The 25,776-nt window shown below is 73.3% G+C and carries 26 protein-coding genes; 20 read left to right on the top strand and 6 right to left on the bottom strand.

The genetic code is table 11. The features are described 5' to 3' along the window. Positions 1–83 precede the first annotated feature (83 nt). Complete coding sequence (locus NF681_12695) at positions 84–1,040, top strand: hypothetical protein (GenBank protein UST53182.1); 957 nt, start codon at positions 84–86, stop codon at positions 1,038–1,040. Between the two features lie 365 nt (positions 1,041–1,405). Then, positions 1,406–2,134, top strand: coding sequence for a helix-turn-helix transcriptional regulator (locus NF681_12690; protein ID UST53181.1), 729 nt, complete (start codon positions 1,406–1,408; stop codon positions 2,132–2,134). 1 nt (position 2,135) lies between these two features. On the opposite strand, the gene NF681_12685 is transcribed toward NF681_12690, so the two are convergent. Together NF681_12685 and NF681_12680 are read right to left on the bottom strand one after the other, a co-directional pair. Next, entirely contained in the window at positions 2,136–3,197 is a 1,062-nt protein-coding gene (locus tag NF681_12685) for a class A beta-lactamase-related serine hydrolase (GenBank protein ID UST53180.1), read from the bottom strand. Then, the gene (locus NF681_12680) at positions 3,136–4,323 is read right to left on the bottom strand and encodes a class A beta-lactamase-related serine hydrolase (GenBank protein ID UST53179.1); all 1,188 of its coding nucleotides are present in this window, start codon (positions 4,321–4,323) and stop codon (positions 3,136–3,138) included. The genes NF681_12685 and NF681_12680 overlap by 62 nt, the downstream gene beginning before the upstream one ends. 203 nt (positions 4,324–4,526) lie before the next feature. Here NF681_12680 and NF681_12675 point away from each other — a divergent pair, with 203 nt between their 5' ends. The 8 genes from NF681_12675 (at position 4,527) to NF681_12640 (ending at position 11,929) form a co-directional block, all read left to right on the top strand. Continuing rightward, positions 4,527–5,501 carry a tripartite tricarboxylate transporter substrate binding protein gene (locus tag NF681_12675; protein ID UST53178.1) on the top strand — a complete coding sequence of 325 codons (975 nt, stop codon included), beginning with the start codon at positions 4,527–4,529 and terminating at the stop codon, positions 5,499–5,501. 40 nt (positions 5,502–5,541) lie between these two features. Further along, a complete protein-coding gene (locus NF681_12670) occupies positions 5,542–6,318 on the top strand; it encodes an enoyl-CoA hydratase/isomerase family protein (protein UST53177.1) in 777 nt (258 codons plus the stop codon). Between the two features lie 144 nt (positions 6,319–6,462). After that, positions 6,463–7,692: an acyl-CoA dehydrogenase family protein gene (locus NF681_12665; GenBank protein ID UST53176.1), complete on the top strand. Its 1,230-nt coding sequence runs from the start codon at positions 6,463–6,465 to the stop codon at positions 7,690–7,692. A 115-nt stretch (positions 7,693–7,807) separates the two neighbouring features. Next, a complete protein-coding gene (gene pcaH, locus NF681_12660; GenBank protein ID UST53175.1) occupies positions 7,808–8,500 on the top strand; it encodes a protocatechuate 3,4-dioxygenase subunit beta in 693 nt (230 codons plus the stop codon). Between the two features lie 17 nt (positions 8,501–8,517). Beyond that, a complete protein-coding gene (locus NF681_12655; GenBank protein UST53174.1) occupies positions 8,518–9,129 on the top strand; it encodes a protocatechuate 3,4-dioxygenase in 612 nt (203 codons plus the stop codon). Positions 9,130–9,141: 12 nt separating this feature from the next. After that, positions 9,142–9,954, top strand: coding sequence for an alpha/beta hydrolase (locus NF681_12650; GenBank protein UST53173.1), 813 nt, complete (start codon positions 9,142–9,144; stop codon positions 9,952–9,954). Positions 9,955–10,067: 113 nt separating this feature from the next. Further along, complete coding sequence (locus NF681_12645; protein ID UST53172.1) at positions 10,068–11,297, top strand: CoA transferase; 1,230 nt, start codon at positions 10,068–10,070, stop codon at positions 11,295–11,297. A gap of 26 nt (positions 11,298–11,323) precedes the next feature. Then, positions 11,324–11,929 carry a glutathione S-transferase gene (locus tag NF681_12640; GenBank protein ID UST55766.1) on the top strand — a complete coding sequence of 202 codons (606 nt, stop codon included), beginning with the start codon at positions 11,324–11,326 and terminating at the stop codon, positions 11,927–11,929. 46 nt (positions 11,930–11,975) lie between these two features. Here the strand turns inward: NF681_12640 and NF681_12635 are convergent, their stop codons facing one another. The 4 genes from NF681_12635 to NF681_12620 form a co-directional block, all read right to left on the bottom strand. Further along, a complete protein-coding gene (locus NF681_12635) occupies positions 11,976–12,830 on the bottom strand; it encodes an amidohydrolase family protein (GenBank protein ID UST53171.1) in 855 nt (284 codons plus the stop codon). Next, entirely contained in the window at positions 12,827–13,399 is a 573-nt protein-coding gene (locus NF681_12630; protein UST53170.1) for a carboxymuconolactone decarboxylase family protein, read from the bottom strand. Before NF681_12630 ends, NF681_12635 begins: the two co-directional genes overlap by 4 nt. A gap of 89 nt (positions 13,400–13,488) precedes the next feature. Next, positions 13,489–14,463, bottom strand: coding sequence for a LysR substrate-binding domain-containing protein (locus NF681_12625; GenBank protein ID UST53169.1), 975 nt, complete (start codon positions 14,461–14,463; stop codon positions 13,489–13,491). Between the two features lie 351 nt (positions 14,464–14,814). Beyond that, complete coding sequence (locus NF681_12620; protein ID UST53168.1) at positions 14,815–15,942, bottom strand: sensor histidine kinase; 1,128 nt, start codon at positions 15,940–15,942, stop codon at positions 14,815–14,817. Between the two features lie 84 nt (positions 15,943–16,026). On the opposite strand from NF681_12620, the gene NF681_12615 reads away from it, so the two are divergent. The 10 genes from NF681_12615 (at position 16,027) to hpxZ (ending at position 25,712) form a co-directional block, all read left to right on the top strand. Next, positions 16,027–16,800, top strand: coding sequence for an AraC family transcriptional regulator (locus tag NF681_12615; protein ID UST53167.1), 774 nt, complete (start codon positions 16,027–16,029; stop codon positions 16,798–16,800). Positions 16,801–16,922: 122 nt separating this feature from the next. Next, complete coding sequence (locus tag NF681_12610; protein UST55765.1) at positions 16,923–17,816, top strand: DMT family transporter; 894 nt, start codon at positions 16,923–16,925, stop codon at positions 17,814–17,816. A 215-nt stretch (positions 17,817–18,031) separates the two neighbouring features. Further along, complete coding sequence (locus tag NF681_12605; GenBank protein ID UST55764.1) at positions 18,032–18,787, top strand: transporter substrate-binding domain-containing protein; 756 nt, start codon at positions 18,032–18,034, stop codon at positions 18,785–18,787. A gap of 354 nt (positions 18,788–19,141) precedes the next feature. Continuing rightward, on the top strand, positions 19,142–20,875 hold the full coding sequence (atzF, locus tag NF681_12600) for an allophanate hydrolase (protein UST53166.1): 1,734 nt from the start codon (positions 19,142–19,144) through the stop codon (positions 20,873–20,875). A gap of 91 nt (positions 20,876–20,966) precedes the next feature. After that, complete coding sequence (locus tag NF681_12595) at positions 20,967–22,010, top strand: ABC transporter substrate-binding protein (protein UST53165.1); 1,044 nt, start codon at positions 20,967–20,969, stop codon at positions 22,008–22,010. A gap of 4 nt (positions 22,011–22,014) precedes the next feature. Further along, positions 22,015–22,851: an ABC transporter permease gene (locus NF681_12590; protein ID UST53164.1), complete on the top strand. Its 837-nt coding sequence runs from the start codon at positions 22,015–22,017 to the stop codon at positions 22,849–22,851. Next, positions 22,848–23,669, top strand: a complete 822-nt coding sequence (locus tag NF681_12585; GenBank protein ID UST53163.1) for an ATP-binding cassette domain-containing protein — start codon at positions 22,848–22,850, stop codon at positions 23,667–23,669. The genes NF681_12590 and NF681_12585 overlap by 4 nt, the downstream gene beginning before the upstream one ends. Next, positions 23,666–23,869, top strand: coding sequence for a DUF4089 domain-containing protein (locus NF681_12580; GenBank protein ID UST53162.1), 204 nt, complete (start codon positions 23,666–23,668; stop codon positions 23,867–23,869). The genes NF681_12585 and NF681_12580 overlap by 4 nt, the downstream gene beginning before the upstream one ends. Positions 23,870–23,904: 35 nt before the next feature. Next, on the top strand, positions 23,905–25,296 hold the full coding sequence (locus NF681_12575; protein UST55763.1) for an AtzE family amidohydrolase: 1,392 nt from the start codon (positions 23,905–23,907) through the stop codon (positions 25,294–25,296). A 35-nt stretch (positions 25,297–25,331) separates the two neighbouring features. Continuing rightward, complete coding sequence (gene hpxZ, locus NF681_12570; protein ID UST53161.1) at positions 25,332–25,712, top strand: oxalurate catabolism protein HpxZ; 381 nt, start codon at positions 25,332–25,334, stop codon at positions 25,710–25,712. The last annotated feature ends 64 nt before the right edge of the window (positions 25,713–25,776 follow it).

Genomic DNA, 25,776 nt, shown 5'->3' with positions numbered 1-25,776 from the left:
GGCCCGACGCACGCGACCGCGCGCCACCGACCGCGATTTCCCCTCATCTCGACCATGCATCTCCTTCCCGCTAACCTGTGCCCATGCCCTCGACAGCCACCTGCCTGCGGCGCGCCGACGCCGACATCCCCGTGAGTCCGCCGGTGCCGACTCCCGTGCCGCCGATCACGCCGCCCCCGTTTCCGGCGGTGCCGCCCGAAGGCGATCCGTCGCCCGGCGGGCCGCCCGTCACCGACCCCGGCGGCGCCCCGCCGGTGGTGGAGCCGCCGCCCGGCGCGCTCGCGCTCGGACGCACGCACGCGCGCCGGCTGCGCGACGTCCACCGCTCGGCCGGCTGGCCGTGCTGCGACACCATCGAGATCGACCTGCTGGCCGCCGGCCTGCTGGAGCGCCGCCAGTCCGCGCTCGGCCACGAGACCCTGCGCGTGACCGACGCGGGCATCGCCCACATCGCCGGCAGCCTGGTGGTCAACCGGGCGGCGATGTCGGCGCACGAGGCGCTGGTCGAGCAGGTGGCGCGCGAGATGACGCGCGCCGGGCGCATCGCCTGGCGCGGCCTGGGCCTGCGCGCGCGGCTGCCGCCGAAGAACGAGGGCGAGCCGCCACGCTGGTGCATGGCGCGCCCGGACGTCTTCTCGATCCGCAACACCAGCGTCGAGGCCTACGCGCAACCCGTCGTGCACGAGATCAAGGTGCGCCGCGCCGACCTCATCGCCGACCTGCGCAAGCCCGACAAGCGCGCCGCCTACCTCGACCTGGGCGGCGAGTGCTGGTACGTGCTGGGCCGCGACGCGCGCGACCGCCCGATCGGCTCGCCCGACGAGATCCCGCCCGAATGCGGGGTGATCGTGGTGGAGGCCGGGCGCCTGGTGGTGGCGCGCGCCGCCGTGCACCGCACGCTGCCGCGCATGCCCTTCGGTACCTGGATGGCGCTGGCCAAGGCGCAGCCGGTGCGGGGTTTCGACGAGGGCGCGCAAGGCATGCTCGGGTCGTCGGAGGCGGACGAAGCGGAAGCGGACGCGTCGCACGCGACGACCTGAGCGTCCGCCGCGCGGTCGCGCGGCGCGCCGGTCCGCGCCGCTCCCACGGACGTCCCGCGTAACCCGTCAAAGCGTCCCGCGCGCATGCGCCTCGCGCAGGCGTTGGTCCACCGACGGAGATGAAGCCGGCGGCGCCGCACGCCAGGGCCTGAGGTCGTCCACCCTCACCACTCGCATGACACCGCCCCGCCGACAAATGTGTACTTTAGTTTTGTGCTTCCGGGCCCGTCCGCCACCATCGGCGGGAGGCATCGGGAAAAGCACCGGGTGGGGGTGCCGGTTTCTGTTTCACCTTTTTGGGTGATGTGACGAAATACACAAAAAGAATACCTTAGTTGCACTTTCAAGTCAGTCGAGGTATTCCCATGAGCACGAAATCCTTCAGTCCCCAGTCCATTACCTTCCAGCGCGTGCCCGTCCTGCCGCCGATGCCCGTCGAGCGGCCCGCCACGCAGCGTTGGGACACGATGGCGCCGCGCCGGCCACGCGCCGACGTGACGGAAGGCTGCCTGGCGCTGATGCTCGACCAGATCGACCACGGCGTGCTGCTGCTGGACGAATCGCAGCGCCTGCTGCACACCAACCGGGCCGCGCGCACGCACCTCGCGCGCCACCCCGGCCTCCAGTCGCTCGGCGGGATGCTGGTGGCCGACGATCCGCGCGACCAGGCCGCGCTGAAGACCGCCGTGCGGGCGGCCGCGACCTGCGGCCTGCGCCGGATGCTGACCATCGGCGGCGAGACGCACGGCCTGGTGGTCGTGATCCTGCCGCTGCCCCGGGCCGACGACGAGGAGGACGACGCCGTCCGTGCGGGCCCCGCGCGCGTGCTGCTCATGATGTCGCGCCACGCGATCTGCTCGGAACTGTCGGCCCAGGGCTTCGCGCGCGACCACGGCCTGAGCAGCGCCGAAGGCCAGGTGCTCATGGGCCTGTGCCAGGGCCATCCGCCCGCCGAGATCGCCGCCCGTCAGGGCGTGGCGCTGTCCACCGTGCGCACGCAGATCGCCAACATCCGGCTCAAGACCCGTTCGCCCAGCATCCGCGACCTGGTCCAGCGCGTGGCCCGGTTGCCGCCGATGCTCAGCGTGATCTGACTCAGCGCCGGGCCGTGCGCTCGGCGAGCACCGTGCGCGTGATGGCCCGGCCGACGCGCTCGAAGATCCGCCCGGCCTCTCGCTGCTCGTCGACGTCGGCGGCGCAGGTCACGGCCACGATGGCGTCGGCGCCGCCGTCCTGCGGGTCGATCACGCCGGCGTGGCAGGCCGTGCGGTGCTGCGTGCCGGTCTTGTGGATGAACGGGACGTCGCGCGGCAGCCCGGCCTGCAGCCGGTAGTTGGTGAAGATGCCGAGCTTCATGTCGTCGAACATGCGTCGGGTGCCGGCCGCCGACAGCAGCTGGCCGCGCACCAGCTTCTCCAGCATGGCGCCGTAGCCTTCGAGGGTGGCCGCGTTGAGCCGCTTCGCGTAGTAGCGCGCGTAGGCCTCGTCCATGGTGGTGGCCTGCAGGTCGGCGGCCTTCAGGTTCAGGGCGCGGCGCACCGCCTCGACCCGCTGCGGCCCCATCGGCGCCGACGCGATGCGCACCAGCTGGTCGTTGCTCAGCGTGCGGGCGCGGGGATGGAGTTCGGCATAGACGTCCTGGCGCACCTGGGCCAGCGTCGTGATCCGGTCGACCGCCGACGCGCCCATGGCCGCCTTCGCGAGTTCGTTCACGCGCGCCTCGCCGGCGGTGCGCATGAGCATGTTGGCGCCGGTGTTGTCGCTGTCGCGCAGCATGCGCGGCAGCAGCGCGTCGACCGTGTGGGTGCCGCCGACCTTCTGCCACACCAGCGGCCCGGCCTCGATCCGGTCGCCGGCCTGCAGCGTCACCCGGTCGGACAGCTTCAGTCCCCCCTCGTCCACGCGCTGGAGGACCGCGATGGCGATCGGCACCTTGACGGTCGAGCCCAGGTACCAGAAGCGGTCCGCGCCGTGGGCGAAGGCGGTGCCGTCCTTCAGGCGCTTGACGTAGACGCCGAGCGCGCCGGGCGTCTCGCGGTCGATGCGGTCGATCTCGCGGGCGAGCGCGTCGTCCCAGTCGGCGCTCCAGGCGGCGCTAGCGCTCCACGACGCCAGCAGGAAGGCGAACCAGCGCAGCAGCTTGGCAGGACGGTGCATCGGGGACTCCATGCGTGACGAGACCGGATCTGCAGAGCGCGGCGCCGACCTGCATCAGCGCCGCCTCGGCCCGTTCGAGCGGCAGCACGTCGCGCACGCAGGCCACGACGACGACGCGCCGCTCGGCCCCCGCGTCGCCTGGCGCCACCCGGATCAGCCCAGCGTCGCAGATGCGCCGGCGCTGCGTGCCGGTCTTGTGGGCGAAGCTCGCGTCGGACGGCAGCCCGGCCTTCAGCCGACGGGCGCCGGTGGTCACCCGCGTCATCACCTTCAGGAGGTAGGCGGTGGAGCGGGGCGACAGCGCCTTGCCCTCGGCCAGCAGCGCGAGCAGCTGGCCGTAGGCGTCGAGGCGCCCGGTGTTCAGCCCGCTCGCGTAGTAGGCGTCGTAGGCGGCGTCGAGCGAGGGCAGCCGCAACTGCGCCACCGGCGTCTCCAGCAGGTGCGACAGCAGCCGCAGCCGCTCGGCGTCGGTGCGCTGGCGGTGCAGCAGGATCAGGTCGCGCCCGCTCAGGCGCTCCGCGTGGGGGGCGAGGTGGCCGTAGACCTGCCGGCGCACCTCGCCCAGCGTGGTGATGCGCCCGAAGCCGTCGGGCACCAGCGCGTCGACCAGCGCGTTGACCTCGGCCAGGCCGACCAGCCCGATGAGCATGTCGGTGGCCATGTTGTCGCTCTTGACGATCATCTGGTCGAGCAGGAAGCGCACCGTCAGCGGCTTGCCCACCGGCTGGCCGCTGGTCGGGCCGGCGCCGTCGACGTAGTCGGAGGCGCGCACCGTCAGCGGCGTGTCGAGCCTGAAATGCCCCGCGTCGATGCCGCGCATCACCGCGATGGCGACCGGCACCTTGACCATCGAGGCCAGGTACCACGGCCGCTCGAGGTGCCGCGACACCGAGAGTCCCGTGTCGAGGTCGCGCACGTGGACGCCGATGGCGCCGTCGGGCTCGGCGAGCGCGATCCTGGCGAGTTCGGTCGTCAGGCTCGCCTGCCAGGGGGCGGACGCCGCCACCGGGGCCGGCGCCGCCGGCCGGGCCTGGGCCGATGCCGGCGCCTGCGCGGCGAGGCCTCCGGCGAAGGCGAGGAGGGCGGGCAGGCGCCGGAGCGACGCCGGGAGGAATCGAAGACGCATCCGGACCACTGTAGCGGCCGGTCGCGCTGTCACGGTGCGAAGGCATGCGCCCGGCGCGGCCTTTGGCGCCGTCGGGCGTGCATAGCTGATATGACGGCCGTGCGCTGCCGGGGCGGCGTCGATGACGCACCATCGCGGCGCACGCCCGCCGATGCGCCATCGGCGGCCCCCGGTCCGCCCGTTTCCCCATCCGCCACACGCCCATGACGCCCCTTCGCCGCCTGATCCTCGCCACCGGCCTCGTGCTGCTGTCCACCGCCGCGACGGCGCAGGCGCCGGCCTGGCCGACGCGGCCCGTGCGCATCGTCGTGCCGTTCCCGGCCGGCGGCCCGGTCGACCAGACCGCGCGCGTGCTGGCCGCGAAGATGACGGGGCTGCTGGGCCAGCCGGTGGTCATCGACAACAAGGGCGGGGCCGGCGGCGTGCTGGGCGCCGACGCGGTCGCCAAGGCGCCCGCGGACGGCCACACGCTGCTGTTCTCCTCGACCGGCGCGCTGGCCATCGTGCCGCACCTGACGGCGAACCTGCCCTACAAGCCGCAGACCGACCTGCGCGCGGTGACGCAGGCGCTGCGCGTGCCGACGGTGCTGGTGGTCGCGGCCGACTCGCCCTACAGGACCTACGCCGACCTGTCCAGGGCGGTGCGGGCCGCGCCCGACAAGCTGGCCTATGCGTCGGCCGGCAGCGGCACGACGACGCACCTGGAGGTCGAGATGCTCAAGCGCGAGGACCGGCTCCAGCTCACCCACGTGCCCTACCGTGGCGCGGCGCCGGCCCTGACCGACCTGATCGGCGGCCAGGTCGCGCTCATGATGGCCGACGTGCCCGTAGTGCTGCCCTTCATCCAGTCGGGCAAGCTGCGCGCGCTGGCGGTCACCAGCGCGGTGCGCCTGCCGGTGCTCGGCACGGTGCCGACCCTGGCCGAGCTGGGCGTGGGCGGCATGGAGGTCTACGACTGGTACGGCATGCTCGCGCCGGCCCGCACGCCGGACGCCATCGTCGAGCGGCTGCACCGCACCGTGGCCGAGGCACTGGCCTCGCCCGAGCTGGCCAAGGGCTTCGCGGAGCAGGGCGTCACGGTCGTCGCCAGCCCGCCGGACGCTTTCGGGCGCTTCATCGTCTCCGAATCGGAACGCTGGGGCGCGCTGGCCAAGGCGGTCGGCGCCCGGCTCGAATGACGCGCCGGCTCCCACGAACACACAACGAAGGACAGACCCCATGGACGACCTCACCCAGCTGCGCTGCCGACTCGACGCCCACGTCGCCACGCTCACGCTCGACGCCCCGCCCGTCAACGCGCTCACCCGCGTGCTCAACGACGAGCTCACGCTCGCGCTCGACCGCATCTCCGAGATGGACGAGGTCCGCGTGGTGGTGCTCACCGGCGCGGGCAAGGTGTTCTGCGCCGGCGCCGACCTGAAGGGCCGCGCCGCGGTCATCAAGGGGCCGGGCGACCTGCCGGCGCATTCGCGGCGCACCCGCGAGTGCTTCCACGCGATCCGCGAATGCGCCAAGCCGGTGATCTGCGCCATCAACGGCGCGGCGCTCGGTTCGGGCCTGGCGATGGCGGCGTCGAGCGACATCCTGATCGCCTCGGAACGCGCCTCGCTCGGGCTGCCCGAGGTCGACGTCGGCCTGCTGGGGGGCTGCCGCCACGCGATGCGCCTGTTCGGCCATTCGCGCCTGCGCCGCATGATGCTCACCGGCCTGCGCGTGAGCGGCGCCGAGCTCTACCGGCTGGGCATCGTCGAGGCCTGCACCGCGCCGGAGGACCTGATGCCCACGGCCCTGGAGATGGCCGCCGTGATCGCCTCGAAAAGCCCGGTGTCCACGCGCCTGGGCAAGCACACGCTCAACGTGATCGAGGACATGAGCCTGCGCGACGGCTACCGCTACGAGCAGGACATGACCGCGATGATCGGCAGGACCGACGACGCGAAGGAGGCGCAGCGCGCCTTCGCCGAGAAGCGCGCGCCGGTGTTCACCGGGCGCTGAGCGGGGCCGGCGTCGCCTGGGCGACCGGCGGGCGGTCGGCCCGTCACCCCGGCGACGGTGCCGGCCGGAGGGCCGGCGTTGTAATCCCCGACGGCTCGCGACCCACCCGGCGGCGCGGCCCCCCGACGACAAAGGACACACGCCATGTTTGCCGAGACCTCCCCCAAGACCACCGAACTGCTGCAGCGCCTGCGCGCCTTCTTCGACCAGCACATCCACCCCAACGAGGCGCGCTACAACGAGGAGATGGACGCGTTCCGCCGCCAGGGCAATCCGTGGCAGGTCTCGCCGCTGATCGAGGAGCTCAAGCCGCTGGCGCGCGAGGCCGGCCTGTGGAACATGTTCCTGCCGCACGACTACGCGGGCGTGCCCGGCATCTCCAACCTCGACTACGCGCCGCTGTGCGAGGTGATGGGGCGCGTGTCGTGGTCGGGCGAGGTCTTCAACTGCTCGGCGCCCGACACCGGCAACATGGAGACCATCGAGCGCTACGGCACCGACGCGCACAAGAAGCAGTGGCTCGACCCCCTGCTCGCCGGCGAGATCCGCTCGGGCTTCCTCATGACCGAGCCGGCCGTGGCCTCCTCGGACGCCACCAACATCCAGTGCACCATCGCGCGCGAGGGCGACGAATACGTCATCAACGGGCGCAAGTGGTATTCGTCCGGCGCCGGCAGCCCGCGCTGCAAGATCTTCATCGTCATGGGCAAGACCGACGTGAACGCGCCGCGCCACGCGCAGCAGTCGATGGTGCTGGTGCCGCGCGACACGCCCGGCGTGACGGTGGTGCGGCACCTGGGCGTGTTCGGCTACGACGACGCGCCGCACGGCCACATGGAGGTGCTGCTGGAGAACGTGCGCGTGCCGGTCTCCAACATCCTGCTGGGCGAGGGACGCGGCTTCGAGATCGCGCAGGGCCGCCTCGGCCCGGGCCGCATCCACCACTGCATGCGCTCCATCGGCGCGGCCGAGCGGGCGCTGGAGATGATGTGCGAGCGCCTGCGCCAGCGCGTCGCCTTCGGCCGGCCGCTGTCGGAGCAGTCGATCTGGCACGAGCGCATCGCCGAGTCGCGCTGCCTGATCGACCAGGCGCGCCTGCTCACGCTCAACGCCGCCCACAAGATGGACACCGTGGGCAACAAGGCGGCGCGTGCCGAGATCGCGATGATCAAGGTGGTCGCGCCCAACATGTCGTGCAAGGTGGTCGACTGGGCCATCCAGGCGCACGGCGCGGCCGGCGTGAGCCAGGACTTCTGGCTCGCCGAGGCCTACGCGCACCAGCGCACGGTGCGCATCGTCGACGGCCCGGACGAGGTGCACCGCAACGCCATCGCCAAGATCGAGCTGGCCAAGGGCTTGCGCGTTTCCTCATAGCAGCTATGCCCGGCGGCCCGATGCCGTCGCCGGGCGCTTCGCCGAGACTGGCCGGCCACACGCCACGCATGCCACGCGCGCCACGCACGGTCGCGCGCCGCCGCCAGGAGACACCATGAGATTCGACGCCATCCCCGAGGCGCGGCAGCCCGCTGCCATCGTTGCCGCCTACGGCTCCACGCTGCGGCGCGGTCCCCGCCACGCCCCCATCGCGGTGCCGTGCGAGGCGGCCACCGGCGCGGGCGTGCGCTTCGCCGAATCGGCCGTGCCCCCGGGCGCCTGCGACCTCACCGACCGCGGCGCGGGCGAGCCCATTGGCCAGCGCATCGTCGTCACCGGGCGCGTCCTGGACGAGGACGGCCGTCCGGTGCGGCGCTCGCTGGTGGAGATCTGGCAGTGCAACGCCGCCGGGCGCTACACCCACGCCAACGACCAGCATCACGCGCCCCTGGACCCCAACTTCTCCGGCGAGGGCCGCACGCTCACCGACGACGACGGCCGCTACCGCTTCGTCACCATCCGCCCCGGCGCCTACCCGTGGAACAACCACGCCAACGCCTGGCGCCCGGCGCACATCCATTTCTCGCTCTTCGGCAACTTCCACGCGCAGCGCCTGGTCACGCAGATGTACTTCCCGGACGACCCGCTGATCCCCTACGACGCCATCATCAACACCATTCCCGACGAGGCCGCGCGCCGCTCGCTGATCGCGCGCTTCAGCATGGCCGAGACCATCTCCGACGAGGCGCTGGGCTTCGTCCACGACATCGTGCTGCGCGGACGCGGCGCGACGCCGTTCGGTCTGTGAACGCGAGGACGACCGCCATGCCGACGCCCTCCGACGCCACCGCCACGCCCCCCGGCGGCCACGCGCGACCCACCGCTGAGGTCGTCCCCGCGACCGCCACGCCGGGTCACACCATCGGCCCGTTCTTCCACGACGCCTTCGCCTGGGCCGATACGCCCGCCACGCCCGACGCCGCCGCCGGGCACGCCCTGGACGTCGTCACCGGCACCGGCGCGCTGTGGATCGAGGGCGCGGTGGAGGACGGCGGCGGCGACCCCTTGCCGGCCTGGCTGGTCGAGGCCTGGGTGCCGCAGGCCGTCGCGGCCGAGACCGCCGCCGGCCTGCCCGCGCCGGGCTTCCGGCGCCTGCCCAACGGCCCGGTCGGGCGCTTCGGTTTCCACGTGCCGCCGCCCGCGCCGGGCCAGCCGGCCGCCTTCGTCACGCTGTTCGGCCTGGGCCTCACGCGCCACCACTGCACGGCGGTGTTCGTGCCGGGCGCCGACGGCACGGCGCCGGCCGGGGACCTGCTCGACGCCGTGCCATCCGGGCGCCGCCACACGCTGATCGCCACGCCCCTGGGCGGCGGCCGCCACGCCTGGACCCTGCGCACGCAGGGCCCGGACGAGACGGTCTTCTTCGACTACCGGTGAGGACGAGCGGCCATGGCGCGTGAGACGCTGTTCGTCGCGTACGGCGAAGGCGACGATGCCGTGCGCATCGAGGTCGTCGCGCAGGGCCGGGGACCGGCGATCGTCATCCTGCCCTCGCTCGGGCGCGACGGCTACGAGGACTACGACGTCACCGCCGCGCACCTCGCGGCCGACGGCTGGCGCGTGCTGCGGCCGCAGCCGCGCGGCGTCGGCGGCTCCACCGGGCCGATGCGCGACGTGCTGCTGCCGGCCCTGGCACGCGACGTCGCCGAGGTGGTCGAGCGGCTCGGCGCCGCGCCGGCCGTCCTCGTCGGCCACGCCTACGGCAACTACGTGGCGCGCATGACCGCCGTCGCGCACCCGGGCGCCGTGCGCGGCGTGGTGCTGGCGGCGGCCGCCGCGCGCGACGTGCCGCCGGCCGTCCGCGCCGCGCCGGGCATCGCCGGCGACGCGACGCGACCCGAGGCCGAGCGCCTGGCCGCGTTGCGGTTGGCCTTCTTCGCGCCCGGCCACGACGCCACGGCGTGGCTCCACGGCTGGTACCCGGCGACCCAGGCGCTGCAGGCGGCGAGCAGCCGGGGCGCGGTGACGGCCGACGTCTGGTGGCACGCTGGCGACGCGCCGCTGCTCGAACTCATCCCCGCCGACGATCCCTTCAAGCCGGCCGACCAGTGGACGCAGCTGCGCGACGCGTTCGGCGCCGCGCGCGTCGTCACCCGGGTGATCGATGCCGCCTCGCACGCGCTCTTCCCGGAGCAGCCCGCCGCGGTGGCGCGGGCCATCGCCGACTGGGCAAGGGCGCTGCCGGCGGTGGCGCGCGGCTAGCGGCCGGTGCCGCGCTCGCTATGCGCCCCGGCGCATGCCAGCCTTGCGCCGGTGCCCGTAGCCCGTGCGCCGCGTGAAATCCAGAATCGTCCTCCTCAACAGGAGAGTTCCGCATGACCCCGTCCCAAGGCCCGCTGTCGCACGTCAAGGTGCTGGACCTCAGCCGCATCCTCGCCGCGCCCTGGGCCAGCCAGATCCTGGCCGACCTGGGCGCGGAGGTCGTCAAGGTCGAGCGCCCCGGCGCCGGCGACGACACCCGCACCTGGGGCCCGCCGTTCCTGAAGGACGCCGAGGGCCGCGACACGAAGGAGGCCGGCTACTACCTGGCGGTCAACCGCGGCAAGCGCTCCATCACCGTCAACCTCGATTCGCCCGAGGGCCAGGAGATCGTCCGGGCCCTGGCGATGCGCGCGGACATCGTGCTGGAGAACTACAAGGCCGGCACGCTGGCGCGCTACGGGCTGGACGAAGCCTCGCTGCGCAGGCTCAACCCGCGTCTCATCTACTGCTCGGTCACCGGCTTCGGCCAGACCGGTCCCCGGCGCGACCAGCCGGCCTACGATTTCCTGATCCAGGCCATGGGCGGGCTGATGAGCGTCACCGGCGAGAAGGATGGCCGCCCCGGCGGCGGCCCGCAGAAGGTGGGCGTGCCCATCGTCGACCTGATGACGGGCATGTACACGGCCGTCTCCGTGCTCGCCGCGCTGGCGCGGCGCAACGAGTGCGGCGTGGGCGACGCCATCGACATCGCCATGCTCGACGTGCAGGTCGCGACGCTGTCGAACCAGGCGATGAACTTCCTGGTGTCGGGCAAGGTGCCCGGGCGCAACGGCAACGCGCACCCCAACATCCAGCCGCAGGACGTCTACGCCTGCGCCGACGGCGACGTGATCCTGGTGGTGGGCAACGACGGCCAGTTCGCCAGGCTGTGCGGCGTGCTCGGCCACCCCGAGTGGCGCACCGACGAGCGCTACGCCACCAACGCCCAGCGCGTGCGCAACATCGCGGGCCTGTCGGCCGCGCTGCGCGAGGCCTTCGCCGGCTGGGAGCGCGCCGCGCTCATCGCCGCGCTCGACGCTGCGGGCGTGCCGTGCGGGCCGATCAACGACGTGGCCGAGGTCTTCGAGGAGCCGCAGGTGAAGGCGCGCGGCCTGCTGCGCCACGTGCCGCACCCGGCGGGCGTGGACGTGCCGCAGGTCGGCAGCCCGATGCGCTTTGCCGAGGCGCCGCTGCGCGTGCCCGCGGCGCCGCCGCTGCTGGGCCAGCACAGCGACGACATCCTGGACGAGCTGGGCTACGGCGCGGCGCGCATCGCGGCGCTGCGCGCGGCGGGAGCGATCTGATGGCACCGATGACGACCATGACGACGATGAAACTGCACTGGTCGCCCAAGTCGCCCTACGTGCGCAAGGTGATGGTCTGCGCGCACGAACTGGGCATCGTCGACCGGCTGGAACTCGTGCGCTCCGTGGCGGCGATGCTCAAGCCCAACCCGGCCATCATGGTGGACAACCCGCTGTCCAAGATCCCGACGCTGGTGCGCGGGGACGGGCCGCCGCTGTTCGACTCGGCCGTGATCTGCGAGTACCTCGATGCGCAGGCGGGCGGCGCGCTGTTCCCGGCCGGGGGCGAGGCGCGCTGGAACGCGCTGCGCCGCCACGCGCTCGGCGACGGCCTGCTCGACGCCCTGATCCTCTGGCGCAACGAGCGCGAGCGGGCGCAGCCGCTGCCGGTGCTGATCGATGCCTTCGCGCTCAAGACGCGCGCCGTGCTCGCGCTGCTGGAGGGCGAGGCCGCCGCGCCCGGCGCCACGACGCCGGACATCGGCGACATCGCCATCGGCTGCGCGCTGGGCTACCTGGACTACCGCTTCGGGACGCTCGCGTGGCGCACCGACGCGCCACGGTTGGCCGCCTGGTTCGATGCGCTCGGCGCGCGACCGTCCTTCCGGGCCACCGAGGCGGCCGAGGGTTGAAGGATCGGACGAAGACGCCGAAGACGCCGAAGACGCGGAAGGCGGCTCAGCCGTAGAGCGCCGCCGGGTTGGCGCGCAGGATGCGCTCGGCGACGGCCGCGTCGCCGCACCAGTCCTCGAACATCGCCAGCAGCCCGGCGGCGTCCGGCACGGGCGTCACGCGCAGGTGCGGCCAGTCGCTGCCCCAGACCAGGCGCTCCGGGTTGACCTCGATCATCTTCCGCTGGAACGGCCGGCCGGCCTCCGGGTCGGGACGGCCGAGCAGGTTGCGGTAGGCGCACAGCTTGACCCAGACCCGGCCGGTGCCCAGCAGGTCGAGCAGCGCGCGGAAGCCCGGGTCGTCCACGCCGGCGTCGACGTCGAAGCCGCCCATGTGGTCGATCACGACCGGCACCGGCAGGGTGCGGAGTTCGTCGGCGATGGCGGGGAGGGCGCGGCAGTCGGTCCACAGCTCGGCGTGCACGCCGGCATCGGCCAGCGCCGGCGCCAGCGCGCGCAGGTCGTCGAGCGACGCGCTGCCGGCGAAGTTGGCGCCGGCGCCGCTGCGGTGGCTGAAGCGCGCCCCGCGCACGCCGCGCGCGCGCAGGTCGCGCAAGTCCGGTGCGTCGGCGCCGGCCTGCGCGACGACCACGCCGCGCAGGTTCGCGTTGGCGGCCAGCGCGTGCAGCAGCAGCGCGTGGTCGCGGCCGTAGGCGCTCGGATGCACCAGCACGCCGTGGCCCAGCCCCAGGCGCGCGAGCAGGGCCGCGTGGTCCGCGAGCGGCGCCTCGGGCGGCGTGTAGGCGCGGTCGGCGGCGAGCGGAAAGCGCGCGTAGGGGCCGAACAGGTGGGCGTGGCAGTCCCAGCCGGCGGCGGTCGGGGAAGGCGTCGAGGGCGTCGAGGTGGGGGTGGCGGCGGTCATGGCGTGGCCTCGTGCTGGGGCAGCGGGAAGGCCGGCGCGACGCCCTCGGGCAGCGGGATCTCGTGGCAGTTCAGCGTCATCGCGACCATCGTGTAGTAGCCGATCAGCGCCGTCAGCTCGACGAGCGTGCGTTCGCCGAAGTGTGCCAGCGCCGTGGCGTAGGTGGCGTCGCAGACCGAGCGGTCGCGGTTGAGTTCGACCGCGTAGCGGTGGAGCGCGAGTTCTTGCGGCGTGAGGCCCGGCGGCACGGCCTGCGCCAGCAGGGCGTCGATGATCGGCGCCTCGATGCCGGCGCGTTCGGCCTCGGCGCGGTGCGCGTACCACTCGAAGGGCGAGCGGCAGGCGCGGCCGGTGACCAGGATCGCCAGTTCCGACAGGCGCGGCGGCAGCGTGGTGCCGTAGCGCAGCAGCGCGCCCAGCGCCTGCCAGCGGTCGGCCAGCTCCGGGTTGTGCAGCGCGGCGCGCAGCGGGCCCTGGATGCGCCCGCGCGGGCCGGCGACGATGCGGTCGTGCACGGCGCGCTGGGCGTCGTCCATGGTGTCGGTGGGGAACAGCGTGAGGCGCGGCATGCGGGGGATGTCTCCGTTCGGGGGGGCTCGAGGTCCGCGCGAGCTTAGGCCGGTCGGCCGCGCGTGCGTCGCCCGCCGGCGCAACGCTGCTATGCGCGCGCGGCCAGGGCGGCGTTCCACATGCCCGTGCGGGCGCTGTCCTCGACGATGGCGACCATCCCGGCGGCCACCGCCGACACGGCCCGGCTCGGCCCCTTGGTGCGCGCCAGCGCCATCGACACGCTGCGCTGCAGCGCCGGCGCGACGATGCGCGCGGCCTGCAGCCGGCCCTCGCGCAGCTCGGTCCACACCGCGTGCAGCGGCAGCACCGTGTAGAGCCGCGCCTCGGCGACGAGCGAGCGCATCAGCGGCAGCGAGTCGGCCTCGATCGCCGGCACCAGCGTGATGCGCTCCTGCCGCGCGATGGCGTCGAGCGCGGTGCGCAGGCCGTTGGGCGCGCCCGGCAGGATGAAGGGCAGGCCGTCCAGGGCGGCGAAGGGCAGCTCCGGCGCGGCGGTGAGCCGGTCGCCGGCCGGGCCGACGAGGTAGCTGTCGACGGTGGCGAGCACCTGTTCGTGTTCCGGGTGCGCGGTGCCGTAGCGGTAGAGGATGGCGATGTCGATGCGCGCGTCGGCCAGCCACTCCTCGACCTGGCCGCTGGAGCCCTCGAGCACCTTGAGCTGGATGCCCGGGTGGCGCTCGCGCAGCTGGCTGAACAGCCGCCCGACCATCGGGTTGGTGATCGAGGGCAGCGAGCCGATGGTCACGCGCCCGGCCGGCTCGCGCGCGTCGCCGCGGATCTCCAGCTCCAGGTGCTCCGCGCCCGCCAGCATCGACTTGACCAGCGGCAGGATGCGCTCGCCGACGTCCGACAGCGCCACGCCGCGCCCGGTGCGGTTGAACAGCCGCGCCTTGCACTCGCGCTCCAGCGCGTTGAGGTGCCGGCTGAGCAGCGACTGGTTGCTGTCCAGGAACAGCGCCGCGCGCGTCAGGCTGCCGAGTTCGGCGATGGCGAGGAAGGCGCGCCACTTCTGCAGGTCGGACGTGAGGTCGAGCCGGATCTGGGTGGCTTTGCTGGCTTGCATGGCGGCGGGGAAGAAAGAGGAGGAGAGAGGAGCGGCGGGTGCGGGAGGGCGGAAGTCCGGAGCGCGGTCGACGGCGCTGGCCGTGGGCCTCCGGGGCGTCGCTGCGTGCGCGTCGATGGATGCGTTTGTAAGTCGCCGCCGGCCGTATCGTCACTGGTTCCATCCCTTAGGGATCGGAGACTTTCCCGTGGATCGCACCGTCGTCCGTTCCACGGCAGGCAGCCAGGAGGCCGTGGTCGGAAGCGCCGTCCCCGACCCGCGCCAGACGATGCATGCGATCGCCCGGGACGACGCCCGCGATTTCCACGCGCCCCGGCCGCGGGGAATCCTGTGGAGCCGGACGGAGGCGGGTCAGGCCGTGGAGGGATCGCCCGGCGCCCGCCTCGGCAGCGTCAGCTCGAAGACCGTGCGCCGTGGCGAGCTGCGGCACTCGACGCGGCCGTCGTGCGCCTCGGCGATCTTCTGGACGATGAACAGGCCCAGGCCGAGGTTGGTGCGGTTGCCCCGGTCGTCCTGCCCGGCGCGGTCGAGCGGGGCGAACATGCGCGCGATGCGGTCGGCGGGGATCTCGGGGCCGGTGTTGGCCACCGTCAGGACGAGCGTGTCGGGCGTGCCCGCGAGGCGCAGGTCGATGGCGCCGGCGTCGCCGTAGGTGACGGCGTTGTGGACCAGGTTGCCCAGGGCCTCGCGCACCGACGAGGCGTCTACCTCGCCGACCAGGTCGCCTTCGCAGGCCAGGGTCAGCACGGCCTCGGGAAGGGCGGCGCGAAGGAGTTCGAGTTCGGCCGCGCATTCGCGCCCGAGGTCGACGCGGGCGCGGTGCACGGCGATGCCGTGGCCCAGGGCGGAGCGGTTGTAGTGCAGCAGCGTGTCCAGCAGCGCCGACATCCGCCGGCCGCTGCGGATCAGCACGCCCAGGTGGCGCGAGATCGCCGGCTCGCTCGACAGCTTGGAGATCAGCTCGGAGGTCAGCAGCACCGCGTTGAGCGGTCCCCGCAGGTCGTGGCCCAGCACGCCCAGGAAGACGTTGCGCAGCTGGTCCATCTCGGCCGAGTAGTACTCGACGGACTCGGCGATGGCCTGATCGATCGCCTCGTTGAAGCGGATCACGTCGTCGATCGAGGCGTGCGCCGCGCCGTGCTGCGTCCACAGCCGCAGCACGCTGGCGCGCAGGGCGCGGTACTCGGCCACCAGCTGGACGGTCTGCAGGCCGTCCTTGGCCCGCAGGCGGCCGTGGGTCTGGGCCGCCGTGTCCGGCGCGTCCTCGTCGACCGGGGCCTGGCCGATGCCCTTGGCGCGCGAATCGGCACTCGACTGGCGCTGGCGCAGGTCCGCCACGATGGCCTCGAGGATCCTGGGGAAGTGGTCCCGCAGCGTCGCGTCGGTCTCGTGGGCCAGGGGCGGCAGGGTCCTGGCGTAGACGGCCGCCTCGGCCAGGATGGCCTCGCCGTGCGACGAGATGAATTCGACGAGTCGCATGGGACCTTCTTCTGCGTGGGAACGGGCGCCATTGTCGGCGCGATCGACGGGACGCGACGCGCCTTTGGGGGGATCATCCGGCCCATGCTTTCGCGCCCGCCCTTCGCCCTGAACCTGCGCAGCTACGACGCCGAGGGCGACGCGCATGCCCATGAGTTCTCGCAGCTGGTGCTGCCGCTGGCCGGCCGGCTGCGGATCGACATCGGCGGACGGGAAGGACTGCTGCAGGAGGGCCGCGCGGCGTTCGTCGCGCCCGGCACCCGCCATTCGCAGGCGGGACAGGGCACCAACCGCTTCCTGGTGATCGACCTCGCGGACGCCGCCGGCATCGCCGACGCGGCCGATGCCGCGGACCGGGCGGGATTCTTGGAACGGTTTTCGGCACGGCCGTTCCTGACGCTCTCGCCCGCGGCGTACCGGCTGGTCGACTACATGGGCGGGATGCTGCGCGCGGGACCGGCGCGCGCCGCGATCGCCCGGCACTGGGTGCCATTGATGCTCGACGCCCTCGCCGAGGCGCCCGCGCGGCCCGCCTCTCGCTTGACGGCCCTGCTGGCGATCGTCGAGGCCCGCGCGGGCGAGCCGTGGACCACCGCGACGATGGCGCGGACGGCCTGCCTGAGCCCGAGCCGGCTGCACGCGCTGTTCCGCGCCGAACTCGACACCACCCCGGCCGCGTGGCTGTCGCAGGTGCGCCTGCGGCGCGCGCGCGACGGGCTGGCCCGCACCGACCTGCCGATCGCCGAGCTGGCCGTGGCGGCGGGCTATTCCGACCAGAACGCGCTGACCCGGGCGATGGGGCGGGCCTTCGGCGTCACGCCGGCCGCGTGGCGGCGGCAGGCGAGAGAACGGGCCTGAACGACAGGAGACCGGGGAGAGACGGGCGTCGGCCGATCGGCGACATTGCGGGCATGACTCCTGGCACCGCGCTTTCCCCGTCGTCGATCGATCGCACCACCTGGACGGGCATCGCCTGCGGCATGGCCGCCGGCGCGCTGTGGGGGCTGGTGTTCCTGGCGCCGGAACTCGCGCGCGGCTTCACGCCGCTGCAGCTGGCCGCCGGGCGTTTCCTGGCCTACGGCCTGTTCGCCGCCGTGCTGCTGTATCCGCGTCGGGTGTCGCTGAAGGCGGCGCTGCGCGGGCGCGACTGGCGCGCGCTGTGCTGGCTGAGCCTGCTGGGCAATTCGCTGTACTACGTGCTGCTGGCCAACGCCGTGCAGCGCGGCGGCATCGCCATGACCTCGCTGGTGATCGGCTTCCTGCCGGTGGCCGTGACGGTGATCGGCAGCCGCGACGACCACGCCGTGCCCCTGCGCCGGCTCGCGCCGTCGCTGCTGCTGGGCCTGGCGGGGGTGGGCTGCATCGGCTGGCAGGCGCTCGGCGCGGAGACGGCGCGCGGCGGCCTCGTCGGGCTGCTCAGCGCCGTCGGCGCGCTGGTCTCCTGGACCTGCTACGCCGTGGGCAACAGCCGCCAGCTCGCGCGGCTGCCCGCGGTGTCGGTGCACGACTGGAACCTGGCCACGGGCGTGGTCACCGGCGCGCAGGCGCTCGTCCTGCTGGGGCTGACCTTCGTGCTGGGCGACGGCGTGGGCCACACGGCCGCCGAGTGGGGGCGCCTGGTCGCGGTGGTGACCGGCGTGGCCCTGGCCGCGTCGATCGTCGGCAACGCCTTCTGGAACCGCATGAGCCGGTTGCTGCCGCTGACGATGGTCGGGCAGATGATCCTGTTCGAGACGCTGTTCGCGCTGCTCTACGGTTTCCTGTGGGAGCGGCGTCTGCCGACGGCGTGGGAGGGCGCGGCGATGGTGCTGGTGGTGCTGAGCGTGCTGTCGTGCGTGCGGGCGCACCGGGCGCCGCCGGCCCCCAGGGCCTGACGGCGGGGATCGATCGACGCCCGTGGCGGCCATGGCCGGCGGGCGGCGCGGGGCGGACGACCCCGCCGCGCCCCCAGAATGCGGGCTCGCTTCCTGCCTTCCGGCGTTCCCATCACCCCAGGAGAGTTCGTCCCATGCGCATCGCGCCCTTCGCCCGTTCCGTCCTCGCCCTCACGACCCTCGCCGTGCTCGCCGGTTGCGCCATGCCGCCGCCCATGGCCGGCACGCCGCCGGCCCTGGCCCCCGCGCCCGTCGCCAGGGCGGCCGCCTCGCACCTCGACGCCGTCCAGTCCGCCGCCACGCTGCGCATCTGCACGCCGGGCGACTACCGGCCGTTCAGCTTCCAGCTCGCGGACGGCACCTACGAAGGCATCGACGTCGACCTGATGGCGCCCTTCGCCGCCAGCCTGGGCGCGAAGCCGCAGTGGATCAAGACCACCTGGGCCAACCTGCTGCCGGACCTGGCGGCGGGCAAGTGCGACATCGCCGTGGGCGGCGTGTCGGTGACGACGGAGCGGCAGAAGCGCGCCTTCTTCAGCGCGCCCTACATGGTCAACGGCAAGACGCCGATCGCGCGCTGCGCCGACGTCGCCAAGTACCAGAGCGTCGCGGCCATCGACCAGCCCGCGACGCGCGTGATCTTCAATCCGGGCGGCAGCAACGAGCGCTTCGCGCGCGCCAACTTCAAGCGGGCGAAGATGACGCTGCACGGCGAGAACGTGACCATCTTCGACGAGATCCTGGCCAACCGCGCCGACGTCTTCGTCACCGAGTCGGCCGAGGCCATCACCCAGCAGAAGCTCAAGCCCGGCCTGTGCGCCGTCAACCCCGACAAGCCGCTGCAGTACGGCGAGATGGCCTGGATGCTTCCGCGCGACGACGTCGCCTTCAAGGCGTACGTCGACCAGTGGCTGCACCTGTCGCAGGCGGGCGGGGAGTTCCAGCGCGTGATGGACCGCTGGCTGAAATAGGCGACGACGAGGCACTCGGCGGCAGCGCCGGGCGGTCGCAGAACGGGTCGCAGGGCGGTTTCGCGGACCGCTTTCCAACCGGATCACCGGCTCACCGGTGCGCCGTTCAAGGCAAGTCGTCGGCCTCCTGATCGTCCCGGCAGCGCGGCCATCCCGCGACCTGCGACCTGCCGTCCGGATGGTCCCGGGAGTGCAAGCGAAGCTCCACCGCCGGCACCGCCTCGACGTCGTGCGGCTCGCGCGCCTGCACGGGCGGCGCGCGCTGCGACCGTGCGGCGGCGGGCGATCCGGGATGACCGGGCCGCTGGCACGTCCTTTGCATCTCTTCATGTACACAAGACAGGATGCTTGACGATGGTGCATGACGACACGACCCCGAACCGATCGACGCCCGCGCCGGGTGCCGATCCCGCCGCCGCCTGGATCACCCGCATCGCGCCGCCGCTGGCCGACCCGGCGGCGTCCGCGCCGGGCGCGGGCGCGCTCGCCGGCCTGCGCTTCGCGGTCAAGGACAACATCGACGTGGCGGGCTGGCCGACCACCGCCGCCTGCCCGGACTTCGCCTACGACGCCAGCGCGCACGCCACCGTGGTGGTACGGCTGCTGGCCGCCGGCGCGGTGCTGGTGGGCAAGACCAACCTCGACCAGTTCGCCTGCGGCCTGAACGGCACGCGCTCGCCCTACGGCGCGGTGCCCAACGCCTTCGATGCGCGGTACGTGTCGGGCGGCTCCAGCGCCGGCTCGGCGCGGGTGGTGGCCACGGGGGAGGTCGACTTCGCGCTGGGCACCGACACGGCGGGTTCCGGCCGCGTGCCCGCCGGACTCAACAACATCGTCGGCCTGAAGCCCACCCGGGGCCTCGTCAGCGCGCGCGGCGTGGTGCCGGCGGCGCGGAGCGTGGACTGCGTGTCGATCTTCGCGCGCACCGTCGAGCTGGCCGCGCGCGTGCTGGGCGTGGCGATGGGCCACGACGCGCTCGACCCGTACTCGCGCGCGCTGCCATTGGCGACGGCGTCGCTGCCCGCCGCGCCGCGCCTGGGCGTGCCCGCGACGCTCGAGTTCTTCGGCGACGCCGACGCCGCCGCCGCCTTCGAAGCCTCGCTCGCGCAGCTGGAGGCGCTCGGCGGCGTGCGCGTGCCGATCGACTACGCGCCGCTGGCCGAGATCGCCGCGCTGCTCTACGACAGCGCGCTGGTGGCCGAGCGCCACGCCGCCGTGCGCGGCTTCTTCGACGCCCACGAGCAATCCGTGATCGAGCCGGTGCGCGGCATCCTGGCGCAGGGCCGGCGCTACAGCGCCTCCGACCTCGTCGATGCGCAGACGCGGCTTCGCGCCCTGGCGCAGCGCGTCGCGCCGATGTGGAACGACATCGACGTGCTGGTGGTGCCGACCGCGCCGACGCACTGCACCATCGAGGCGATGCGCGCCGACCCGGTCGCCCTCAACCGCCAGCTGGGCGCCTACACCAACTTCGTCAACCTGCTGGACTACGCCGCGCTCGCGGTGCCGACCTGCCTGCGCGCGGACGGCCTGCCGTTCGGCGTGACGCTGATCGGGCCGTGCGGCAGCGACCTCCAGCTCGCGCGGCTGGGCCAGCGCCTGCACCACGCCAGCGGCCTGACCCTGGGCGCGACGGGCGAGCCGATGCCCGAGGCGCTCGCGCTGCCGGTGCCCGCCTTCGGTGCCGTGCCGACGGTGAAGGTGGCGGTGGTCGGCGCGCACCTCTCGGGCATGCCGCTCAACGGCCAGCTCACCGAGCGCGGCGCGGTGCGGCTGCGCGAGACGCGCAGCGCGCCGCACTACCGGCTCTACGCATTGCCCGGCACGGTGCCGCCCAAGCCCGGCATGGTGCGCGTGCCGGCGGGCGAGGGCGCGTCGATCGTCGTCGAGGTGTGGGAGATGCCGATGGCGGCCTACGGCTCCTTCGTCGCGCTGATCCCGGCGCCGCTGGGCATCGGCACGCTGGTGCTGGCGGACGGCGAGCGCGTGCAGGGCTTCGTGTGCGAGTCGATCGCGCTCGACGGCGCCGAGGACATCACGCACCACGGCGGCTGGCGGCCCTACATCGCGTCGCGCGCCGCCGCCTGAGCCCGGGGCGCCGCCTGGCCCGTCACGTTCCGCGTTTCCTTTTCCGCCTTTTCCTTCCGTCTTTCCATCCCTTCCGCAAGGAGCTGCATCCATGGCACCCCGCAATCCCTTCCCCGCCACGTCCGCCACCGACACCGAAACCGCCGCGCCCACGCGCCGCCGCGTGCTGCGCACCGGCGCCGCCGCCGGCCTCGGCGCGCTGGCCGCGCTCGCGGCGCCGTCCCTGTCGCTGGCGCAGTCCGCGCCCAAGTTGCGCGTCGGCTACTGGCCGGTGGCCGCGGGGCTGCCGTTCTTCGCCGCCGTCGAGAAGGGCTACTTCAGGGAGGCCGGCATCGACGTGGAGCCGCTGAAGTTCGCCGGCGCGCAGCAGGTGATGGAGGCGATGCTCGCCGGGCGCTGCGACGGCAGCGCCAACGGCACCGGCTCGGCCAACCTGGCCATCGGCGAGATCGCGCAGCCCGGCCTGTTCAAGATCTTCTGCACCAACCCGAGCAACGCGAAGTTCGTGCTCGACGAGTTCATCGCCGCCAAGGACAGCGCCTTCAAGACCGTGGCCGACCTCAAGGGCAAGCGCGTCGCCTCCGGCCCCGGCATCCAGAACGTGACGCTGTGCAAGACCATGCTGGAGCGCGCCGGCGCCACCGGCGCGACCGTCAGCGAGCTGCCCATCGGGCAGCACGTCGCGGCGCTGGTGGCGGGGCAGGTCGACGCCTGCTACACGCTGGAGCCCACCGGCACGGTCGGGCGCATGAACGGCACCACGCGGGTGATCGAGGCCGGCGTGGTCGCGAAGTACATCCTGGGCGACCCGATGGCGCCCTGGCACGGCGGCGCCGCCAGCCTGACGACCGAGTTCATCCGCAAGAGCCCCGACGCGGCGCGGAAGTACATCGCCGCCTACCGGCGCGGCGTGGAACTGGTGCGCGCCCAGCCGGCCGAGGCGCGGCAGTACATGAAGGGCTACACCGCCATCGAGGGCGCGCTCACCGCCGAGGTGCCGCTGGCCTCCTACATGCTGCACGACGAGTTCACGCCGAGCGACATCGCCTACTTCCAGAAGTTCTACGACCTGTTCACGCAGAAGGGCATCTTCGACAAGAAGGTGATCGTGGACACGCTGCTCTACAAGGCCTGAGGCCATGGCCGACACCCTCGCTCCCGCGGCGTCCCGCGCCGCCTGGACCCCGCCGGCCGACGGCGCCGTGCCCGCCGTCCCGCGCCGCCCCCTGGGCGACCGCCTGCTGCCCTTCATCGGCCCGGTCGCGCTGTTCATCGTCTGGGACCTGGTGGTGCGGCTGGGTTTCATCAAGCCGATCCTGCTGCCGACGCCGGCCGACACGCTGGTCGCGCTGGGCACCGGGCTGGCCGGCGGGCCGCTGCTGGCGGACTTCGCGGTCACGGTCTGGCGCACCGTGCAGGCCTTCCTGATCGCGGCGGTCGTCGGCGTGCCGCTCGGGGTGCTGCTGGGCAGCAACGAGCGCGTCTACCGCAGCGTCGAGTTCCTGATCGACTTCTTCCGCTCCACGCCCTCGTCGGCGCTGATCCCGCTGTTCCTGCTGGTGTTCGGCGTCTCGGACGTCAACAAGATCGCCATCGCGGCCTTCGGCGCCTTCCTGATCGTGGTGTTCAACAGCGCCTACGGCGTCATCAACGCGCGCAAGCAGCGCGTGATGGCGGCCCGGGTGATGGGCGCTTCGCGCTGGCGCGTGTTCCGGGACGTGCTGATCTGGGAGAGCCTTCAGCCGAGCTTCGTCGGGCTGCGCTCGGCGATCTCGATGGCGCTGGTGATCGTCATCGTGGCGGAGATGTTCATCGGCTCGGACGCCGGCCTGGGCAACCGCATCATCAACGCGCAGCAGGTGCTCAACGTCAAGAGCATGTACGCCGCCATCCTCGCGGCCGGGGCGCTGGGCTACGCGCTCAACGTGCTGTTCCTGGTGGCCGAGCGCCGCATCGTGCACTGGAGCGGCCGATGAGCAGCGTCCTCAACGCCCCCGTGTTCGCCGAGGTGCCCCGGCCGGCCTTCACGCCCGGCCCGGCCGGCACCCACATCACCATCCGCGGGCTGACCAAGCATTTCGCGGGCTGGCCGCTCTACGAGAACTTCGACCTCGACATCCCCAAGCACCGGATCGTCTCGGTCTTCGGGCCCAACGGCTGCGGCAAATCGACGCTGATCAACATGATCGCCGGGCTGGTGCCGATCGATTCGGGCGAGATCCTGTTCGACGGCAAGAGCCTGAAGGACACCAAGATCGGCTACGTGTTCCAGAACTACCGCGAGGCGCTGTTTCCGTGGATGCGCACCATCGACAACATCGCCTACCCGCTGCTGCTGGAGGGGCGCGGCAAGGCCGAGGTCGACCGGCGCATGGCCGAGCTGGTGGCGTCGTTCGACGTCAAGTTCGACCTGCGGCGCTACCCGTACGAGCTCTCCGGCGGCCAGCAGCAGACCGCCTCGATCATGCGGGCGCTGGCGCCCAACCCGGAGGTGCTGTTCCTGGACGAGCCGTTCTCCGCGCTCGACTTCGAGATGACGCTGTTCATCCGCGAGAAGCTCCAGGAGGTGTTCATGCAGACCGGCACGACCATGCTGCTGGTCTCCCACGACCTGGAGGAGGCCGTCTACCTGGCCGACCAGGTGCTGCTGCTGACCAAGCGGCCGACCCGCGTGGCCGAGATCCTCGACTACCGCGACGCGCGCCCGCGCACGCTGGAGACGCTCAGCGCCGACAGCTTCGTCGCCATGAAGAAACGCAGCCTGGAGATCTTCCAGCGGGAGGTGCGCCGATGACACCCGACCAGACCGGGGCCTACGTCGACGCCGCCGCGGCGATGCTCGAACTGCCCCTGCACCCCGCGCACCGGCCCGGCGTGCTGCGCTTCTTCGCCCTGGCCGCGGAGTTCGCGGCCGTGCTGGAGGCGGTGCCGCTGGACGCCCACGCCGAATCGGCCGTGGCGTTCGCACCGGTGTCGACGGAGGCGGACCGGTGAACGCCGCCGAACTGCTGCTGCAAGACGCCAGCGCCATGGCCGAGGCCGTGCGCGGCGGCGGCGTGACCGCCACCGCGCTGGTGGGCGCGAGCCTGGAGCGCATCGCCGCCACCGACGGCCGCGTCAACGCCTTCACCGACGTGGTGCGCGAGCGGGCGCTGCGCCGCGCGGCGCAGGTCGATGCGTCGCTGGCTTCGGATCAGGCCGACCGCACGCGCGCGCTGCCCTTGCTGGGCGTGCCCTTCGCCGTCAAGAACCTGTTCGACGTCGCCGGCCTGACGACGCTCGCCGGCTCGAGGATCGAGCGCGAGCGTCCGCCCGCCCGCGCCGATGCCGCGCTGGTGCGCCGGCTGGAGCGCGCCGGCGCGGTGCTGGTCGGCGCCTTGAACATGGACGAGTACGCCTACGGCTTCACGACCGAGAACAGCCACGTCGGGCCGTGCCGCAATCCGCACGACCTCTCGCGCATCGCCGGCGGCTCGTCGGGCGGCTCGGGCGCGGCGGTGGCGGCGGGGCAGGTCGCGCTGACGCTGGGGTCGGACACCAACGGCTCGATCCGCGTGCCGGCCTCGCTGTGCGGCGTGTTCGGGCTCAAGCCGACCTTCGGGCGGCTGCCGCGCACGGGCAGCTACCCGTTCATCTCCAGCCTCGACCACCTGGGGCCGTTCGCCCGCTCGACGCGCGACCTGGCGCTGGCCTACGACGCGCTGCAGGGGCCGGAGGCGGACGGCGCGGCGCGCGACCCGGGCTGCGCGCAGCGCGCGGTCGCGCCGACGCTGGCCGACCTCGGACGCGGCGCCGGCGGACTGCGCATCGGCGTGCTCGACGGCTACTTCCGCGAACGCGCGTCGCCCGAAGCCCTGGCCGCCGTCGACCGCGTGGCCGAGGCGCTGGGCGCGCACCGGCGCGTCGAGCTGCCGATGGTGGAGGCCGGGCGCGCGGCGGCCTTCCTCATCACCAACGCCGAGGGCGCGGCGCTGCACCTGGACGACCTGCGTCGCCGCGCCGAGGACTTCGAGCCGCTGTCGCGCGACCGCTTCCTGGCCGGCGCGCTGATCCCGGCGGCGTGGGTGGCGCGCGCCCAGCGCGTGCGGCGGTTGTATGCCGAGCAGGTCGCGCGGCTGTTCGGGGACTTCGACGTCCTGCTGGCCGCCTCGACGCCGTGCGCCGCCACGCCGATCGGCGCGGAGTGGTTCGACCTCGGCGGACAGCGCCTGCCGGTGCGCCCGAACATGGGCGTGCTGACCCAGCCGTTCTCCTGCATCGGCCTGCCGGTGTGCGGCGTGCCGGTGTGGGGCGCGCACCCGAGCCTGCCGATCGGCGTGCAGGTGGTGGCGGCGCCGTGGCGCGAGGACGTGGCGCTGCGCGTGGCGGCGGCGCTGGAGGCGGCCGGCGTCGCGCGCGCCCCGGTCGCCGCGCTGGACTGACATCGACATCGACAACCCCCTTCGAGGACGACCCCATGGAACCCGAGATCAACCGGCCCGACGTGCTGGCCGAAGTCACCGCCGCCTTCGCGCGCTACGAGGACGCGCTGGTGCACAACAAGGTCGAGGTGCTCGACGAGCTGTTCTGGGACAGCCCGCACACGCTGCGCTACGGCGCGACCGAGAACCTCTACGGCGCCGCCGCCATCGCCGCCTTTCGCGCCACGCGGCCGTCGCAGGGACTGATGCGCGAGCTGCTGCGCACCGTGCTGACCACCTACGGCGAGGACTTCGCCACCGCCAACTGCGAGTTCCGCCGCGAGGGCAGCGCCAGGACGGGGCGCCAGAGCCAGACCTGGCTGCGCACCGCACGGGGTTGGCGCGTGGTGGCCGCCCACGTCAGCCTGCTGGACTGATCCGACTGGGCATGGAATTTGCACACCGACTTGTATCCAAGACGCGGGACGGCCTCGGTGCCCG

This window comes from Comamonadaceae bacterium OTU4NAUVB1 (assembly GCA_024372625.1).
In the GTDB taxonomy this organism is placed as follows: Bacteria; Pseudomonadota; Gammaproteobacteria; order Burkholderiales; family Burkholderiaceae_C; genus Variovorax.
Note: the sequence above shows the minus strand (reverse complement) of the source record. Positions and strands in the feature narration are given on the sequence as shown.